Here is a 16,634-nt window from a genome sequence, read left to right as displayed (position 1 = left end):
TCGGACGGCGTCATCGTTGACAAACGATATATCGTTATATATCGTGACTGCATCGACAATGACAAGGAGTTCGCACCATGCGAAACACACGACAGCGGCGCGGCGGACGCCGCGCCCACGCCATGAATCACTTCCTCGCGGAGGGCCCGTTCCTGGGCGAAGACCCCCGACGTAGCGAAGACCCCCGACGTAACGCAGGCCCCTTCGGTGACAGCCCGCACGGCCGAGGCCACCGGGGTGGCCCCATGCACCGCGGCGGACGCCGAGGACGCGCGCAGCGAGGCGATGTCCGCGCCGCCGTTCTGCAACTACTGGCCGACGAGCCCATGCACGGCTACCAGCTGATGCAGGCCATCGCCGACCGCACCGGCGGGGCCTGGAAGCCCAGCCCCGGAGCGATCTACCCGACGATCTCTCAGCTCGAAGACGAAGGACTCGTGCGCGTCGAGAAGGACGCCGGCCGCAAACTGGTGTCACTGACCGACGAAGGCCGCGCCCACCTCGACGATCCGGCCAACGAGCAGACCGATCCGTTCGCCGGGCATACCGCCGACGGGAACGGCACCGACCTGCGAGGAGCGCTCCGCGATCTACAGACAGCGGCACGCGTCGTCGCCGTCAGCGGCACCGAACCCCAGATCGCCGCGGCGCACAAGGTTCTCACCGATGCCCGCAAGTCTCTGTATCTGCTGCTCGCCGAGGAGACCGACCCGGCGACCGACGCGAAAGATCCGATCTGACGGTCGATCACTCCCCTCGGGTGTGAGCGAGCACCACTCGCGCAAGTCCCACCCTCGAATGAAGCCCGAGTTTCGCAAGTGCATGCGAGACGTGCGTCTGCACGGTCCTCGGTGACACCCCGAGTCGCGCGGCGATCTGCGGGCCGGACAGCCCCTGCCCGACAAGTCTCGCGACTCGCTTCTCCGCTACCGTCAAGGACTCCCAGCCGATCTGCTCGGTTCTGCGCGACCCGACGACACCGAGCGAGACACCGGACTCGCGTACTCTGCTCGCGATCCGGTCTATGACCGTACTCGCGCCCAGATGTACCGCGAGGTCACGTGCCCGTCGCGCATGCTCATGCGCCTCATCACGCCCGGCCGACGCTGCGGCAACACACGCCGCCTCTTCGAGCGCCGCAAGTTCCGCTACGGCATCGCCTGCCCCGGCGAAGTTCTCGGCCGCCTCGGCCAGGCCCACATGATCGCCCTTGCTCAAGGCCTCGACGAATTCCACCGCCGGTGCGATCGCCGGGGAGCGGGGCGCGCGCATCTCGTGGAAAACTGTGTACACCTGAGCAAACAGGTCCCGGTCGTGGCTCTGCACGGCGATCCTCGCGATGTGTGGTCCGAATCCGAGCGCCCACACCATCCGTCCGGCATCCACTGCCAGACACCACGCCCGTGCAGCGAAGACCCGGGCTCTTTCGAGGTCACCGAGCGCACTCCACAGCTCGGCACGGGCGTACTCGGTGTCGGGGAGCCCGAACAACCTGGGCCTGCCCTCTGCCTCCCACGCCTGCAACCGTCGCTCGGCTGATTCGAGGTCGCCCCGGTGCACATCGACCAGCGCGGCGGTCGCCACAGCACTGGACGTCCAGCCCGAGTCCGTCTGTGCGGCAACCGCAAGCGCGTCGTCGCACGCGGCAACGGTCTCGTCCCATCGACCGAGAGCGAACAGCGTCGACGCGGTGATCGAATGGTGTATCGGCAGCAGCCACATCTCGGCCATCGTGCGTCCACCGTGTGGAACGGGCGTCCGTCGCGCCAACGCCGCGATCGGACCATGCGCGTAGAGAGCCGCCCACATCGCCCATACTTCGGCCACAGACGTCTCGCGATCGAGCACCCCTTGGCCGCTCGCCGCAGACTGCCCGCGCTCGAACCACTCGAGCCCGAGGGTGGCATCGCCGGAGAGCACCGCGTGGATGCCCGGAACGATCGTGTCGAGGCCGAAGTCGGCCAATACCTCATCGGTGGACGGTGGGAGCGGCGCGTCGGGCACCGACTCGACGCTTCCGATCAGGCCCAGCCATTCGCGGAACTGCCCCAGCCACACTCGTGTGTCCGGGGGCAACGACAATCCGAGGAGTTCGTCGATAGATGCTCGGGCGCAAGGGACATCGCCGAGCACCGTCCGGGAGGTCAACGCCACCATCAGAGCGAACGCACGGTCGTCGCCCGCGGTCCCGAGCACCTCGTCGGCGAGTAGGGCTGCCGCACGGAATCGGCCTGATTCGGCGAGCACGGCAGCACGCGCAAGGCTCGGATTGCGGCGCACGGTGGCGGCCAGTTCATCGGGGTCGAAGATCCCGAAGGCCTGGACCGAACTGGGCTGGCGACTCGTCGCGAATGCACCGGATGCAGCAGCCAGGTTGCGATGGGTCGACATCATCTCCGTGGGCGCACCGTGCCGGGCGAGTGATTCCGCGACGGCGTGATGCAGGAGTCTGCGCATACCGGGTGCGACGGTGTCGTAGGCGATCTGCCGGTAAGCGGGCGCGACGAAGTCGAGGAGGTCGTCACCGAGCCAGTGCAGCACTCCCGCGTCGACAGCCGCGGCGACCGCACCCGCGCACCGGGCGGGTGCCTCACCACCGATATCCGCGAGTACCTCGACACCCATCGGTCCATCCGCAACGGCCAGTACCTGCACGAGGTCGCGCACCCGGGGAGACAGTCGCGCGAGGTGAGAGCGAATGCTCCTGCCGAGTTGGTCGGACAAGTCCGCATCGGTTCCTCGAAGTGTGATCAGCCCGGACTCGGCATCGACCGCGGTGTGATCGCTACGACTGAGCAGGTCGACGAGCTGCCCGACGTGGAGCGGATTACCTCCCGCATGGGCGAGATACCGGGTCAGGTCGGGAGCGGGATCGCCACCGAGGTGCCGGCGTACGACAGCGGCCACTTCGTCGGAACCGAGCGGGATGAGCTCAACCGTCCGAGCATACGGTTCTGCAGCGAACATCGTCAGTGCCGTCCGTTCCGGCACCCGACGGTAGGCAAGGACCACGACGAGTGGCAGCCGGGCGGAGACCGCGCTGATCCTGTGCAGCAAGGTCAATGACTCGCCATCGGCGAGATGTGCGTCGTCGACGACGAGCACGACGGGTCCGGCGGCGTAGATCCCATCGAGGTCGTCGACGCTGTAGCCGGCGAATACCCGGCCGGGCGGTGCTCCGGTACCTGCGGTGAACAGCCGGCCGACGACGGAGAAGGGTTCGCGCGAATCGACCTCGTCTGCCGTTGTTGCGACGACGCGGATCCCGTCCAGCGCCTCGGCGACGTCATGGAGGACGGTGGTCTTCCCGAGTCCCACTGCTCCAACCAGCGCGAACGCGCCGTGCTCGGTGTTCCGAACGTATCGGCTCACCTCGGCGGCGAGAGATCGGACCAGCTCCGCACGAGATGTCCGACTGCCCTCCATGAGATCAAGATTAGGTCGGTTATGTCCGATCGCAGGCCGATACGCGAGAACCGTCTACGTCGTTCGACAGATGTTTCGCACGCCGGGGCGCGCGACGATGAGGGCATCCCCATTCCATTTCACCGTCGTCGACGCGGACCGGACACAGAGGACCACCCATGATCTACAGAAGGATCCTCGGATGCGCGGTGGCCACAGCTGCCGTCGTCCCCCTCGTACTGGCCGGTGCAGGCATCGCGACGGCGATGGGCGGAAACGATCCCGGGGACGTGTACCTCAACTCGGATTGGAATTCGATCACCGCGCACATCGGCCAGAACAACGGCATGACCGACTGCACACTGATCGCGCAGGGCCCGGCATCCTCGGACATCCACCAAACGGAGTGGACGAGCGACGAGTGGATCACCGTGTGGGTCCCACAGAACCGATACACCACGACAGTGTTGTGCAGGTGGGACATGACCGGTCCCGACGGATGGATCGTTCGCCAGGAGGTCGTGAACACTCCTCCTCTGCTGCACGAGAGCGCGATCGATCTCATCGAGCGAGGCTTCGCCTGAAGCTTCCTCACCGATTTTGATCAGCGCCACCGCCACCGAACTCCGAGCGAACGGGTCTTGTCCCCCGACCGAAGGTCCGTTCGCTCGGAACCCACCGTGTTCCGAGCCGCCGGCCGGAACGACCAGAAGGACAGATCATGAGCTGGTTCCGGAAGATTCTCGGGTACTCGGCCGCTACGGTCGCGGCAGTTCCACTGGCGCTTGCCGGTTCCGGCGTCGCACAGGGAATGGGACCGGTGTTGCCGGCTTCTGTGTACTTCACCACTACGTCGAATTCGGTCACCGCGCACATCGACTCCAGCCGTGGCATCACATGGTGCGCACTGTTCGTCGACAACGATGAGCTCGGGCCGGTACCTGCCTCGCCCTGGACCGACGGTCCGACGGCGACGGTGTACGTGGCTCCGGGCACCTACAACGCCGCGCTGTACTGCGACCCCGACATGACCAACGTCAAGCAAGAGCAGGTGAACGTGCCGCCTTCCCTGATCGATCAGTTGATCGACCTGTTGGAGACGGGTTCGAGCTGAGTCCTCCCTGTCAGGGAGTGTCGACGCCCTCCCTGTCAGGGAGTGTCAACGAGGCTGAAACCCGATCCGACTCCGCCCTGCGCGTCGATCTCCTCGAGGATGCGGTCCGCCCTCTGATAGGCCGCGAGACCCCGACTGGTCGGTCGATATCCGACCGAGAGACCGATCCACTCGCCGGTGTCGGCCCGGACCAGCGGACCTCCCGAATCTCCGGGCTTCATCAACAAGGAAGACGACATCAGATTCGCGTCTACGAGCACATCACCGGAAGTACACGCGACCCCGTTGGTGCGTCCTGCGGCGCACTGCATGCCGACCGGGCGATCGCCGCGGTCGAGTGACCCGATGGAGTCGAGCACGACGCGTTGTCCGCGGTCGTTCGGCTCCGAGGTGTTCGAGCCGCGGACCTTCGTCTCGTCGAGGAGCAGCACGGCGTAGTCCGGTACCTCGTCGGTGGGGAAACCGATGGGATCCACCGAGCCGGTGCTCGCCACGTCGGTTTCGACGCCGACCGGTCCGCGATGTTGCTCTCCTACTTTCCAGATCTGAGACGATCCGTCCTGCCTGCAATGACCGGCCGTGATGGCGACCAGCCGGTGTGCGTCGTCACGACCCACCGCCGCGACGGAACACCAGCCGGGCACCGGCTCGGCGGAGAACGTGATCCCATCGCCCGGACGAAGGACGACGCGGTCGTCTCCCCCTCCTGCCACGGCAATTCCCGGTGTGACCAGCGCACATGCAAGGACTGCTACCGACAGCGCGAAACCGCGCCTCACTTCTTTCCGGCCTTGGCGGCCGCTTTCGCCGACTTCTTGAACTCTCGTACCTCGTGCAACGACTGGGAATCGACGACATCGGCGATCGAGCGACGAGCCCCTTCGTCTCCGTACGCCCCCGCAGCCTCGCGCCAACCCGCGGGCTGGACACCCCGCTGCTTACCGAGCAGCGCGAGAAAGATCCGAGCCTTCTGATCTCCGTATCCGGGCAGCGCCTTCAGCCTCGTCAGCACCTGCTTGCCGTCGGGGTCGCCCGCTGTCCAGATCGCGGCGGTGTCGCCGTCGTACTCTTCGACGATCGCAGCGCACAGTGCTTGGATGCGCTGGCCCATCGATTTCGGGAACCGGTGCACCGCCGGTGGCCGAGAACACACCTCGATGAATTCGTCGGGGTCCATGTCGGCGATCCGGTGTACATCGACTCCGCCGAGCCGGTCGGCGATCTTCTTCGGGCCTGCGAACGCCGTTTCCATGGGTACCTGCTGGTCGAGAAGCATCCCTATCAGGAGCGCCAGCGGGTTCTCGGAAAGCAATGCGTCCGCATCCGGATCCCCGACCAGGTTCAGCGTCGTTGCCATGGGTCGATCATGCACCCCACGTCACTGTCGCCGCCACAGGACGACCACCGCAAGCACCGTCACCGTGAGCACGATCGAGACGGTCAGCGCATGGATCCAGTGGGAGAAGAGAGTCGGTTCCGACGTACCCGGCACCGCCGCGAGAGCGGCGAACAGGGCGACGACGGCGATCGCTCCACCGGCGGCCGACCATCCTCGCGCAAGCCGGGAATGGTGAGCGGAGCGCAGTTCGGCGCTGCGGAGCACCGCGTGCTCGATCACCTCGACTGCGCCCGCGAGCTCGGCATCGAGGTCCGCGATCTCGTCGGCGACCCTCCCCGCCATCAAGGACCGCAACTGTGTCGGCTGTGTCCACGAGTGGAACCGGTCGTTGTGGAGGGAGGCCTTACGCAGCAGCGCACGTTCCATCTTGCGGGCCTGCATCGCAGCTATGTCGTCGAGTGCCTCGACGAGACGATCTCCGGTGAGATCTTCGTGATTGCGGAGGTGGTCCAGAATCCGCCAGAAGTCGGTCGAGGCGCGGGCGCGAATCGCCACCCACGGGAGCAACTCGAAAATCATCTCGCTCGTGCCGTGACCGACGTAGTCGCTGCCCACCGGTGTCGCTTCGAGGTCCAGCAGTACCGCAGCGGAGTCTTCTCGCACTGCGATCGCCGCACCGGGTTGCACAGGTCGATCCACGAGGGCAACCCGATCCCAGTTCCACAACACGCCCCACATCTGGGCTGTGGCTCTGGCCTGCGAGTCGGTACGCCGACCGTCGACGAGTTCGCGCACGCGATCACCGCCGCTCGACACGACCTCCACCAGCAAGGCCTCGACGACTTCCTGGTCGCCGACGCCCCGATGCCGGTGCACCACGAGATCACTCAGAGCCCGATACGTGGTCGGGGCAGGCATCCGGCGGTTCAGGCCGGGGAACAGATCGTTGAGGCACGCGTCGCTGGTCAGCGAGAACGGCTCGAGGAACTCGTCGACAGCGGGGCGGAAGCCGGCGCCGTCGCGGTCCTGCAACGGGTCGGCGCGCCAGTCGATCAGCGGGGACTTGTCGTCACTGAGCGTTTCGAGGGCGAGGACGAGTCCGTGCCCGGGGATCTCCCACAGCGACAGGCAGGTCGCTGGTGCCCCGACGTACGGGCGTGCTGATCCGGTGCGTAATGCGCCTGTCGAGGAACCGAACGACAGAGGCGGACGCTCACGGTCGGTGATGTGCCGGTATGCGAGCAGGCTTGCCGCACGAACACCGTGTTCGGTGCTCGGCAACGTTCCGATTCGAGCAGGAAGGAACGGCTCCAGCTCATGCACCGCGTCGATCGGCGGCGGCGACACTGCAGAGGCCTCGATATCGAGAGCCAGGAGAAACACCTTCACAACACCGTGACAGCCCGTGACGGAACCGACGGCAGCTGCGCCGGCTCCGGATCGTACGAGAGCGCGGTCTTCCATCACACTCACCACTTCCGAACCCGCCGCGGAATGCGGCGACCCTGATATCGGAGTATGGCACTTATTCACAGGAAAGCGAATTATTCGATTTCCTGAGGTCAGAGCGGTGTGACAGAAGTTGTCCACCATCGGTCCACCAGTTGTCCACAGCTTTGTCCACAGCTTGGGAGAACGTGTGACACCCGGGGCCAGTGCGGCCTGCGGATGTCAGTGTCCGAGCGTCTTCTCCGTCGCTGCGAGCAGGACGCAGGTTGCGACGCCGTCCATCGCCTTCGCCAGCTCGTCGAGCGACGGGAAGCTCGGAGCAAGGCGGATGTTCTTGTCGTCGGGGTCGTTCTTGTACGGGAACGCCGAACCCGCAGCCGTGAGGGCGATTCCCGCGTCCTTGGCGAGCGCGATGACCCGCTTGGCGGTGCCGTCGACGACGTCGAGGCTGATGAAGTAGCCGCCCTTCGGCTCGGTCCACGACGCGACCTTCGACGCACCGAGACGGTCTTCGAGGATCTGACGGACCAGCGCGAACTTCGGTGCGAGAATCTCGCGGTGCTTCGCCATGTGTGCCCGAACACCGTCGGCGTCGCCGAAGAACCGCAGGTGGCGCAGCTGATTGATCTTGTCGGGTCCGATCGTCTTGATCCCGAGCAACTTCTGGTACCAGTCGAGGTTCGCGGTGGAGCTGCCGAAGAAGCTCACACCTGATCCTGCGAACGTGATCTTGGAAGTCGAGGCGAGAGCGAACACGCGGTTCGGGTTCCCTGCCTCGGCAGCGAGACCCAGGATGTCGATCGCCGGGGCGACCTCCTCGAGGACCGGGTGCACCGCGTACGCGTTGTCCCAGAAGATCCGGAAGTCCGGCGCCGCGGTCGGCATCGACACCAGTGCGCGAGCGACATCCTCGCTGTAGACCGCGCCGGTGGGGTTCGAATACGTCGGAACCGTCCACATGCCCTTGATCTGCGGATCATTCGCGACGAGCTCCGCAATCGCGTGCACGTCCGGGCCGTCGTCGTTCAACGGCACCGGAATCATCTCGATGCGGTACGACTCGGTGATCGCGAAGTGGCGGTCGTAGCCGGGGGCCGGGCACAGGAACTTCACGACCGGTTCCTGCGACCACGGGCGCGGCGAATCGACGGTCCCGTGCAGCAGCGACCAGGTGATGAGGTCGTGCATGGTCTCGAGGCTCGCATTGTTCCCGGCGAGCAGGTTGTCGACGGGGATGGAGAGCAGTTCGGCGAAGATCGCGCGCAGCTCGGGCAGACCTTTCAGGCCGCCGTAGTTGCGGCAGTCGGTGCCGGAGGCATCCCGGTAATCGTCCGCGCCCGGCAGCGACAGCAACTCCGCAGAGAGGTCCAGCTGCTCGGGGGACGGCTTACCGCGGGTCAGGTCCAGCGTCAGCTTCTCGGTCTTCAACCACTCGTAATTCGCGGTTTGGCGCTCGTGCTCTGCAACGAGTTCCTCATGGCTCATCAACCCGATCTGGGTCTGCGTAGGCATGCGGAGAGACCTTTCACCGTGCACGGTGACACGGGCATCGGCGGAAGAAAATAGGGGACCCCGCGCACCCGGCAGAGCCCGTTGACCCTTGCTGCCTTCCGGCCCTGGGGGAGTTCACAGGATGCGCGCCGCGCGGGATCCATCGGCAAGTCTAGAGGACTCCCCATACGGGTGCGCACCACCCCCTCGGAGGCCTCTCGATTCGCGTGCGGACCTGCCCGTTTGGGAAGTCGGTGGGGTCATTCGGTATGCTTCCTCACGGAGGATTCGCCTAGTGGCCTATGGCGCTCGCCTGGAACGCGGGTTGGGTTAACGCCCTCAGGGGTTCAAATCCCCTATCCTCCGCCAACGGGAAGCCCGTGACCAGCAGAAATGCCGGTCACGGGCTTTTCTCGTCCCGGGGACCCGCACATGACCACGCGTCGAATCCGTGTCATCGTTTGTCCCAGCGCCGTGGCGTTGGACACTTGAACAACCCGGGGAGCGACTCGGGGTCACATGTGGATGAACGGCTGCGCCGTCGGGATCGAAGGAGTTCGTCGGAGATCGTGCTCAGCGACAACAACGAAGCGATCCATCATCAGGCCGATTCACTTCAGGCAGCGAAGTGGCGCGAGATGCTGGACCAGGAGATCGACACGATCTCGGGAGCGATCGAGAACGCCGAGAAGCGCGCTCTCGCCGAGCACCGCGCCGGCGCCGTCGACCGCGCGCGCAGGTTCGATGCCGACAGCGCGAAGCTGCGCGACTCGCTTCGCGACCTCCATCGCATGCGACGCAACCTGACGGACCGGTTCGCCTGAAGTACTTTCGCCTGAGCACTACAGCCGCACACAGAACTTTCCTCGCATAGCCCGGGTTGCCGTGGGTCGTGAGGCAACGGAAACCCGGACGACCGGAGGAAAGTTCCGCAGTGACGCCTACTCGCAGGCCACGCCGTCGCCGTCGCCGTCCATCTTCGGCCGGTACCCGGGCTCACCCACATACAACGGCGCAGCACCTGCCGCGCGCGCCGCGGAGCAATTCTTGTAGTACACCGAACCAGGGTCGGCCCCGACGGCCGGAACAGGTTCCGCGGTGGGCTGGGGCTGGACCCGCTGGGATGCGGCAGTGGTCGCAGCCGGTGCCGGCTGCGGCGCAGGGATCATCGTGGTCGGAACCATCACGGACTCCGACGGCTCTGCGACCGGCGCCGACCCGCCGCACGAGGTGAGCACCCGCGCCATCGCATCGTGTTCGGCCTGCGTCACCCACAGGTTGTAGGCGGCCTTCACCTGCACCTGGCGTGCCACATAGGTGCAGCGGTAGGCACGGTTCGGCGGCAGCCACGTCGCGGCGTCACCGTCGCTCTTCTGCTGATTGGTCGGTCCGTCGACGGCCTGGAGATTGCGTGGGTCGTTCGCGAAGTCGGCGCGGGTCTGGGAATCCAACTGCTGCGCCCCCTTCTGCCACGCGTCCGACAGTGCGACGACATGGTCGATCTGCACCGCTGTGGATGTGTCCTGACCTCGGGTGAACGCAATGGACGTGCCGGTGTAGGCGTCGTTCAGGACGCCGGACAGCACCACACAGTCGCGAGTGCCCGGCCGGTAGGTGATCTCGACCAGATCCCGGGCCAGGATGTCGTTGCGGGTGTCGCAGCCGTTGTGTCCACCCGGAACCGAGACGTCGTCACTCCATGCCTGACCGAACAGGTCGCGGTCGTAGCCGGTCTTCGGTGCGCGGCCCTTGATCGGCAGCGTCGCGAGTTGTGTGAGGGCAGCACCTGCCTGGCTCGTGGCGCCTGCGGCAGCGGGGATCTCGGCGACCGGCGAGGTCGCCTCGGCGGCCGCCGACGTGGTGGACGCCGCTGCAGTAGACACTCCTGCGCTCGACGTCGTCGAGGCCGTCGCAGTGTCCGTATTCGAGCTCGGTACGACTTCGGTTGCGGCTTCCGAACAGCCGGCGAGCAACACGACCGTGGCAGCAACTCCCGCGACCATGCGGGCGCGCGAAAGTATCGGGACTATACGAAATGGGGACACCGAAGCACTCCTGCGCGAAAAGAAACCGTTCCGAGGTTGTTATCGCAGCTCTGCCGACAGTCCGTTACATACGCTAGATAACGGTCTGTTCCCGAGCGACACCTATCATTTCGGCGTGGTCGGATACGGCAGGCAACTCCAAGGGCTCGCGATCGCGCTGTCGTCTCTCGCCGGATTCGTCGACGCGATCGGCTTCATCACTCTCGGCGGAATCTTCGTCTCGTTCATGAGCGGCAACTCCACCCGACTGAGCGTCGGGATTGCGGACGGCGCGTGGGCCCAGGTCGGAATCGTCGCGGGCATCCTCGTGCTTTTCGTCGTCGGCGTGACGATCAGCGGAATCATCGCGGAACTCACCGATCACGATCGACGGACCCGCAAGAGTGCAGTACTTGCGCTGGTCACAGGGTTGTTGCTGCTCGGCTCACTCGGCGCTCTCCTCGACTGGGTTCCCCTCGCCGTCATCGCCATGACGCTGGCGATGGGCGCCGAGAACTCGGTGTTCCGGCGCGACGGCGAGGTCAGCATCGCCCTGACCTACATGACGGGTGCGCTCGTGAAGATCGGGCATCGCATCGCGGCAGCATTCCTCGGCGGGCCACGCTGGCGTTGGATTCCCTACTTCGGCCTGTGGGCCGGGCTGGTGAGTGGAGCCGTCCTCGGCGCACTCGCCCACCGCGCGCTCGGCCTCAACGCACTGTGGATCGCAACGGCGGTGTCTGCCGCGCTCACGGTCGGTGTGCGGTTTCTGCCCCACCGGCCGTGAAACGCACAACGGTCAAGCGCCCATCTTCGCCATCTTGTCGAGCCACACCCGCGCATCGTCCGGGAGGTTTCCGCACTTCTCGGCGTGAGCACACCACCGCTTGGTGGCAGCGAGGAAGTTCATCGGGTTGTAGGCATCCTCCTGGTACGACCACAGCCCGTCGCCGGCGTAGTGGAGGATCGTGATGTTCGGGGCGTTGTGCTCGGTGCCGTCGCCCGGATCCTCCATCGGGTTCTGCACCTCGCAGATCACCCAGCCGCGTTCCTCGTCGATCACGTACCAGGACGGCGGAAACGACGTCATGCGGCTACCGGGAAATGCCGACATCGTCCGTGTGACCCACGTGCGGATCGCCTCACGGCCGTTCATCGTCCCGTACGCGTGCTCGACGTACTTCGCGTCCTCGGTGAACTGGTCGGCATAGCAGTTCCAGTCGCGGGCCAGTGTCGCCTGCACCACCGTCTCCCGGTAGTTCGCGTACGCATTCTCGAGTTCGTCCCGACTCCACCCCATTGCAGCCCTTCCCCCGTAGTTGCGCGCATGTCGGACTCCACCGATCACGGTCGCGTGGAGGTCGTCACCCATGACATCAGGAACCTCATGCGCTCCGCTACGGTTCTCCCATGCGCGCCCGCCCCTACGCAACCACCAGCCCCACCAGGCTCGCTGCGGCACTACTCGAGGTTGCCGCACGCAGCGGGCTCGAATCGGCGAGCGTACGAGAAGTCGCGAGCCAGGCGGGCGTGTCGATCGGAGCTGTCCAGCACCATTTTCCGACGAAGGACGAGATGCTCGCGTACGCGTTCCGGGCGCTCGCCGACCGGGTGCTCGCGCGGCTGGCCACCGTCGACCCCGACATCGACCCCACCCGCACGCTGTTCGCGGCATTGAGCCAGTTGCTGCCGCTCGACGACCAACGCGGCAGCGAGGCACACGTGATGGCCGCCTTCGCGGTGCGCGCCGCGACGTCTCCGTCGTTGAGTTCGATCCGCAGTTCCGTCCTCTTCACCATCCGCACGGGGCTCGCCACCGTCCTGATCCACATGGGCGTCCCCGACCCTGAGACGCGCGCCGCCCTGCTCGTCGCGGCCGTCAACGGTCTGGCACTTGACGCGACGTCGAGCCCGGATCTGTACCCGCGCGAATACCTCACCCATGCGCTGCACACTCAGATCCACTTGATGCTCGACGCCGCGGCCTGACACACACCCGTCCCCGTTAAAGTGCACGGGTGTCACATTCGGCCGACGACGGCGCGGGTCGGTTCGCGCCCAGCCCGTCGGGCGACCTGCATCTCGGCAACCTCCGCACCGCCGTTCTCGCGTGGTTGTTCGCACGATCCACACAACGTCGATTTCTGGTGCGCGTCGAGGACCTCGATCGGGTACGCCCCGGAGCCGAGCGCTCTCAACTCGCCGATCTCGCGGCGCTCGGACTCGACTGGGACGGCGAGGTCGTGCACCAATCCCGCCGACAGCATCTCTACGACGCGGCGATCGAGCGGCTCAGCCGCGCCGGTCTGACCTACGAGTGCTACTGCACCAGACGCGAGATTCAGCAGGCCGCGTCGGCCCCGCACGCTCCCGCAGGCGCGTACCCGGGCACCTGCCGCGCCCTCACCGATGCCGAACGTACCGCGAAACGCGACAGCGGCCGCCCACCGGCAATTCGGCTGCGTTCGAAGGAGGCGTACTACACGATCCACGATGTGCTGCACGGCGACTTCACCGGAATCGTGGACGACCTGGTGCTGCGCCGTGGCGACGGCACCCCTGCCTACAACCTCGCGGTGGTGGTCGACGACGCCGCCCAAGGCATCGACCAGGTGGTGCGCGGCGACGATCTGCTGGCCTCCGCACCTCGCCAGGGCTATCTGGCGTCCTTGCTGGGGCTTCCGATCCCTTTCTACGCGCACGTTCCTCTCGCGTTGAACGTGGAGGGCAAGCGCCTTGCAAAGCGGGACGGCGCAGTCACACTCGCAGACCGGGTCGAACTCGGGGAGACGCCCGCCGATGTGCTCGCGACGATCGCAGCATCCCTGAACCTGGCCGATCCCGGCGAACCGGTCACGCTGTCCCTGTTGCTCGACCGGTGGAACCCGCAGCGGTTGCCGAGAGATCCATGGGTGTATCGACCGCGGTGAAATACAAGATCGGAAGGGCTGCATCGGGGATGGAACCGCCGTAGCCTCACGGTGACAACCGAAAGCACGTGCACCATCCCATCCTCGAGAGGATCCGATGACGACCGGCGGTTACGACCCGAACAAGGACCCGCAGAACCAAGGCGGCACTCCCGATCCGGAATGGCCTGGGTATCCACCCGGCGGCACCACTCCCCCTCCCGGCAGCTACCCCCCGCCCTCACAGGGCAGCGGCTTCCCACCGCCTCCGGGCGGAAATTACCCTCCCCCACCGGGCAACTATCCCCCGCCTCCCGGTAGCTACCCGCCGCCGCCTCCGGGCGGAAACTTCGGTGGTGGTTTCGGACCGGGGCCCGCCCAGCTGAGTGTCGGCGACGCGATCTCCTACGGGTGGCGCAAGTTCAGCCAGAACCCCGGCGTGTGGATCCTCATGGTGCTGGCTTCCTTCGTCATTCAAGTGGTACTCAGCTTCATTTTCAACGGAGGCAGCTTCTCCTTCTCCGTCGACGAGGGCGCGAGCACGTTCGGTGTCTGGTCGATCATCGGCACCGTGGTCACCACCGTGGTCGGCTACCTGATCCAGGCCGCGTTCGTGCGTGGTGCGCTCAGCGAGATCGATGGCCGCAAGCCCGCTTTCGGGACCTTCCTGCAGGTCGGCGCGGTTGGCGCTGTGATCGTGGCCGGGTTGCTCGTGGGCATCGCGACCACGATCGGTTTCGTGCTGTGCATCCTCCCCGGTCTTGCCGTCGCGTTCCTGACGTGGTGGACGATGCAGTTCGTGGTCGACCGCAACCAAGATGCGATCACTGCAATCAAGTCGAGTTTCAATGCGATCAAGTCGAACGCAGGCACACTACTCCTGCTGGCTCTTGCACTCGTCGGCATCAACATCGTCGGCGCACTGCTGTGCGGTCTGGGGCTGTTCGTCACCATCCCGGTCACGATCATCGCCTCGACCTACGCCTACCGGATCACCACGGGTGGCCCTGTCGCTGCCTGACCACCCTGCGTCACCGCTTCGCTGCGCCACCGTATAACTGTCCGTCACCGGAACGTTGTACGGTGGCGCATCTGCATTTGCTCATAAAAGGGAGATATATGACATCCGGTGGATACCCTCCTCCCCAGCCCAATCCGCAGAATCCGGGCTCCTACCCGGGCGGCAACGCTCCGCAGTACGGCAACCGGCCGGGCTTCGGGCAACAGCCTGTGGACTACACCCAGCAGTTCTCCGGACCGATCGACGGCTACGGGCCTGACGGTGGCGGCCAATACGGTGCCCCCCAGAACGGCGGCGGTCAGTACGGTGCTCCTCAGAACGGCGGCCAGTACGGCGCTCCCCAGGGCAATCAGTTCGGTGCGCAGCAGCAGGGCACACCTCAGTACGGTGCCCCGCAGTACGGTCAGGCGCCGCAGTACGGTCAGGCGCCCGGCGCACAACCGTTCGGTGGAGCACCCGGCTTCCCGTCGCCGACACCCGGCTTCGGCCCGTCGCAGCCGGGTCAGTTGCTGCCGCGTCTCGGCGCTCGCATCATCGACGGGTTGATCGTCGGAATCCCGATGTTCATCCTCACCGCGATCATCGCCTTCGGCAGCGGCAGCGGGTTCATGTCGTTCGTCATGTCGGTACTGACGGGAGTCGTCGCCTTCGGCTACTGGACGTACCTCGAGTCGACGCAGGGCGCGACCTTCGGGAAGAAGCTGCTCGGCCTGTCCGTGGTCGGACCGAACGGTGGAAACCCCACGCTCGAAGAGGCCGCCAAGCGCAATGCCTTCGTCGCGCTCCAGATTCTGTCCGGCATCCCGTTCCTGGGGTGGCTGGCAAGCCTCGCGTCGCTGGCCGCCTACATCGGCATCGCCGTGACGGTCGAGCAGGACGAGAGCAAGCAAGGGTTCCACGACAAGTTCGCGGGTGGTACCCGGGTCGTCAAGTCCTGACCTACACAGGCAAGCGGGCTCCGTCCTTCGGGACGGAGCCCGCTGTCGTTTCCCGCCACTTTCGCGATCGACCAGCCCGGATGTTTGGATGGCCGGGTGACAACTGCAGGCGATCTCCCGAAATCCGCGTCCGAGCAAGTGGCCTTCGCCCGGGTGGGACACAGCTTCTACCCCGGGATCCTGGTGCTGTTCACCACGGTGCTGATCATCTCGAACATCACCGCAACGAAGGGCGTCGCCTTCTTCGGCGACAGCGAATGGGCCGTGGGGCCCCTGCAGATTCTGCCGATCATCACCGACGGCGGATTCTTCCTGTTCCCGCTCGCGTACATCCTCGGCGACGTGCTCAGCGAGGTGTACGGGTTCGCCGCGACCCGGCGCGCCGTGCTCGTCGGATTCGGCGCGGTGGCGCTGTCTGCGTTGTGCTTCTGGGTCACCTGGTCGCTTCCGGCAGCCGACTTCTATCCCCACCAGGAATCGTTCGAAGCAGTACTCGGGGTGGTGCCGCGCATGCTGCTCGCCGGCCTCGCCGGGTATCTGGTCGGGCAGCTGCTCAACTCGTACGTGCTCGTATGGATCAAGAAGCGCACGAAGGAAAAGCACCTCTGGGCACGCTTGATCGGGTCGACGGTAGTCGGTGAGTTCGCCGACACTCTGATCTTCTGCTCGATCGCAGCCGGCGCGATCGGGATCTCGACGTGGTCGGACTTCGCGAACTTCGTCGTGGTCGGCTTCCTGTGGAAGACCGTCGTCGAGATCGTCCTCATGCCTGTCACATATCGCGTGATCGCGTACGTGAAGAAGCACGAGCCGAGTTACGGCGCGCGCTTGGACGCTTGACTTCCTCCCCCGCGTGAACACGGAGGATTCCTACGCAGCCTCACCATCCGGCAAGATCTGTTCAGCGGGTTCCTGCTTCACCGGGTCCGCGCATGCAAGCACAC

At 65.7% G+C, this 16,634-nt stretch carries 17 protein-coding genes, 1 tRNA gene and 1 other RNA gene; 11 read left to right on the top strand and 8 right to left on the bottom strand.

The genetic code is table 11. The features are described 5' to 3' along the window. The first annotated feature begins 77 nt into the window (after nucleotides 1–77). Entirely contained in the window at nucleotides 78–740 is a 663-nt protein-coding gene (locus ACFWB0_RS16810; protein ID WP_378491602.1) for a PadR family transcriptional regulator, read from the top strand. Nucleotides 741–747: 7 nt separating this feature from the next. On the opposite strand, the gene ACFWB0_RS16805 is transcribed toward ACFWB0_RS16810, so the two are convergent. Beyond that, the gene (locus tag ACFWB0_RS16805; protein WP_378491601.1) at nucleotides 748–3,426 is read right to left on the bottom strand and encodes a LuxR C-terminal-related transcriptional regulator; all 2,679 of its coding nucleotides are present in this window, start codon (nucleotides 3,424–3,426) and stop codon (nucleotides 748–750) included. A 158-nt stretch (nucleotides 3,427–3,584) separates the two neighbouring features. On the opposite strand from ACFWB0_RS16805, the gene ACFWB0_RS16800 reads away from it, so the two are divergent. Continuing rightward, complete coding sequence (locus tag ACFWB0_RS16800; RefSeq protein ID WP_378491600.1) at nucleotides 3,585–3,989, top strand: hypothetical protein; 405 nt, start codon at nucleotides 3,585–3,587, stop codon at nucleotides 3,987–3,989. A 137-nt stretch (nucleotides 3,990–4,126) separates the two neighbouring features. Further along, on the top strand, nucleotides 4,127–4,519 hold the full coding sequence (locus ACFWB0_RS16795) for a hypothetical protein (protein ID WP_378491599.1): 393 nt from the start codon (nucleotides 4,127–4,129) through the stop codon (nucleotides 4,517–4,519). 35 nt (nucleotides 4,520–4,554) lie between these two features. Here the strand turns inward: ACFWB0_RS16795 and ACFWB0_RS16790 are convergent, their stop codons facing one another. The 5 genes from ACFWB0_RS16790 to ffs all read right to left on the bottom strand — a co-directional run bounded on the left by ACFWB0_RS16790 (nucleotide 4,555) and on the right by ffs (nucleotide 8,963). Next, nucleotides 4,555–5,232, bottom strand: coding sequence for a trypsin-like serine protease (locus tag ACFWB0_RS16790; RefSeq protein WP_378491598.1), 678 nt, complete (start codon nucleotides 5,230–5,232; stop codon nucleotides 4,555–4,557). Nucleotides 5,233–5,294: 62 nt separating this feature from the next. Then, nucleotides 5,295–5,876 carry an HhH-GPD-type base excision DNA repair protein gene (locus ACFWB0_RS16785; RefSeq protein WP_378491597.1) on the bottom strand — a complete coding sequence of 194 codons (582 nt, stop codon included), beginning with the start codon at nucleotides 5,874–5,876 and terminating at the stop codon, nucleotides 5,295–5,297. Nucleotides 5,877–5,897: 21 nt separating this feature from the next. After that, nucleotides 5,898–7,241, bottom strand: coding sequence for a hypothetical protein (locus tag ACFWB0_RS16780; RefSeq protein WP_378491596.1), 1,344 nt, complete (start codon nucleotides 7,239–7,241; stop codon nucleotides 5,898–5,900). Between the two features lie 288 nt (nucleotides 7,242–7,529). Continuing rightward, nucleotides 7,530–8,819 (bottom strand): aminotransferase class I/II-fold pyridoxal phosphate-dependent enzyme, encoded by a 1,290-nt coding sequence (locus tag ACFWB0_RS16775; RefSeq protein ID WP_378491595.1) that lies wholly within the window; start codon nucleotides 8,817–8,819, stop codon nucleotides 7,530–7,532. A gap of 49 nt (nucleotides 8,820–8,868) precedes the next feature. After that, an RNA gene (gene ffs / locus ACFWB0_RS16770) (signal recognition particle sRNA small type) lies at nucleotides 8,869–8,963 on the bottom strand. Nucleotides 8,964–9,079: 116 nt separating this feature from the next. Here ffs and ACFWB0_RS16765 point away from each other — a divergent pair. Beyond that, nucleotides 9,080–9,167 (top strand) — tRNA-Ser (locus ACFWB0_RS16765). A 200-nt stretch (nucleotides 9,168–9,367) separates the two neighbouring features. Continuing rightward, on the top strand, nucleotides 9,368–9,622 hold the full coding sequence (locus tag ACFWB0_RS16760) for a hypothetical protein (protein ID WP_378491594.1): 255 nt from the start codon (nucleotides 9,368–9,370) through the stop codon (nucleotides 9,620–9,622). A 117-nt stretch (nucleotides 9,623–9,739) separates the two neighbouring features. Here ACFWB0_RS16760 and ACFWB0_RS16755 read toward each other — a convergent pair whose 3' ends face one another. Continuing rightward, a complete protein-coding gene (locus ACFWB0_RS16755) occupies nucleotides 9,740–10,801 on the bottom strand; it encodes a DUF1524 domain-containing protein (protein ID WP_378491645.1) in 1,062 nt (353 codons plus the stop codon). A 157-nt stretch (nucleotides 10,802–10,958) separates the two neighbouring features. On the opposite strand from ACFWB0_RS16755, the gene ACFWB0_RS16750 reads away from it, so the two are divergent. Further along, nucleotides 10,959–11,609 (top strand): YoaK family protein, encoded by a 651-nt coding sequence (locus tag ACFWB0_RS16750; protein ID WP_378491593.1) that lies wholly within the window; start codon nucleotides 10,959–10,961, stop codon nucleotides 11,607–11,609. Between the two features lie 12 nt (nucleotides 11,610–11,621). On the opposite strand, the gene ACFWB0_RS16745 is transcribed toward ACFWB0_RS16750, so the two are convergent. Next, nucleotides 11,622–12,122, bottom strand: a complete 501-nt coding sequence (locus tag ACFWB0_RS16745; protein ID WP_378491644.1) for a nuclear transport factor 2 family protein — start codon at nucleotides 12,120–12,122, stop codon at nucleotides 11,622–11,624. A 110-nt stretch (nucleotides 12,123–12,232) separates the two neighbouring features. Between ACFWB0_RS16745 and ACFWB0_RS16740 the strand changes: the two genes are divergently transcribed. The 5 genes from ACFWB0_RS16740 (at nucleotide 12,233) to ACFWB0_RS16720 (ending at nucleotide 16,530) form a co-directional block, all read left to right on the top strand. Then, the gene (locus ACFWB0_RS16740; protein WP_378491592.1) at nucleotides 12,233–12,811 is read left to right on the top strand and encodes a TetR/AcrR family transcriptional regulator; all 579 of its coding nucleotides are present in this window, start codon (nucleotides 12,233–12,235) and stop codon (nucleotides 12,809–12,811) included. Between the two features lie 29 nt (nucleotides 12,812–12,840). Further along, nucleotides 12,841–13,752, top strand: coding sequence for a tRNA glutamyl-Q(34) synthetase GluQRS (gluQRS, locus tag ACFWB0_RS16735; RefSeq protein WP_378491591.1), 912 nt, complete (start codon nucleotides 12,841–12,843; stop codon nucleotides 13,750–13,752). Nucleotides 13,753–13,849: 97 nt separating this feature from the next. Beyond that, nucleotides 13,850–14,752: a hypothetical protein gene (locus ACFWB0_RS16730; RefSeq protein ID WP_378491590.1), complete on the top strand. Its 903-nt coding sequence runs from the start codon at nucleotides 13,850–13,852 to the stop codon at nucleotides 14,750–14,752. A 98-nt stretch (nucleotides 14,753–14,850) separates the two neighbouring features. Next, entirely contained in the window at nucleotides 14,851–15,690 is an 840-nt protein-coding gene (locus ACFWB0_RS16725; RefSeq protein ID WP_378491589.1) for an RDD family protein, read from the top strand. Between the two features lie 96 nt (nucleotides 15,691–15,786). Then, a complete protein-coding gene (locus ACFWB0_RS16720) occupies nucleotides 15,787–16,530 on the top strand; it encodes a queuosine precursor transporter (RefSeq protein ID WP_378491588.1) in 744 nt (247 codons plus the stop codon). Nucleotides 16,531–16,634 lie beyond the last annotated feature (104 nt).

This window comes from Rhodococcus sp. NPDC060086 (assembly GCF_042730275.1).
Lineage (GTDB): Bacteria > Actinomycetota > Actinomycetes > Mycobacteriales > Mycobacteriaceae > Rhodococcus.
This window is presented reverse-complemented; position numbering and strand designations above follow the sequence as displayed.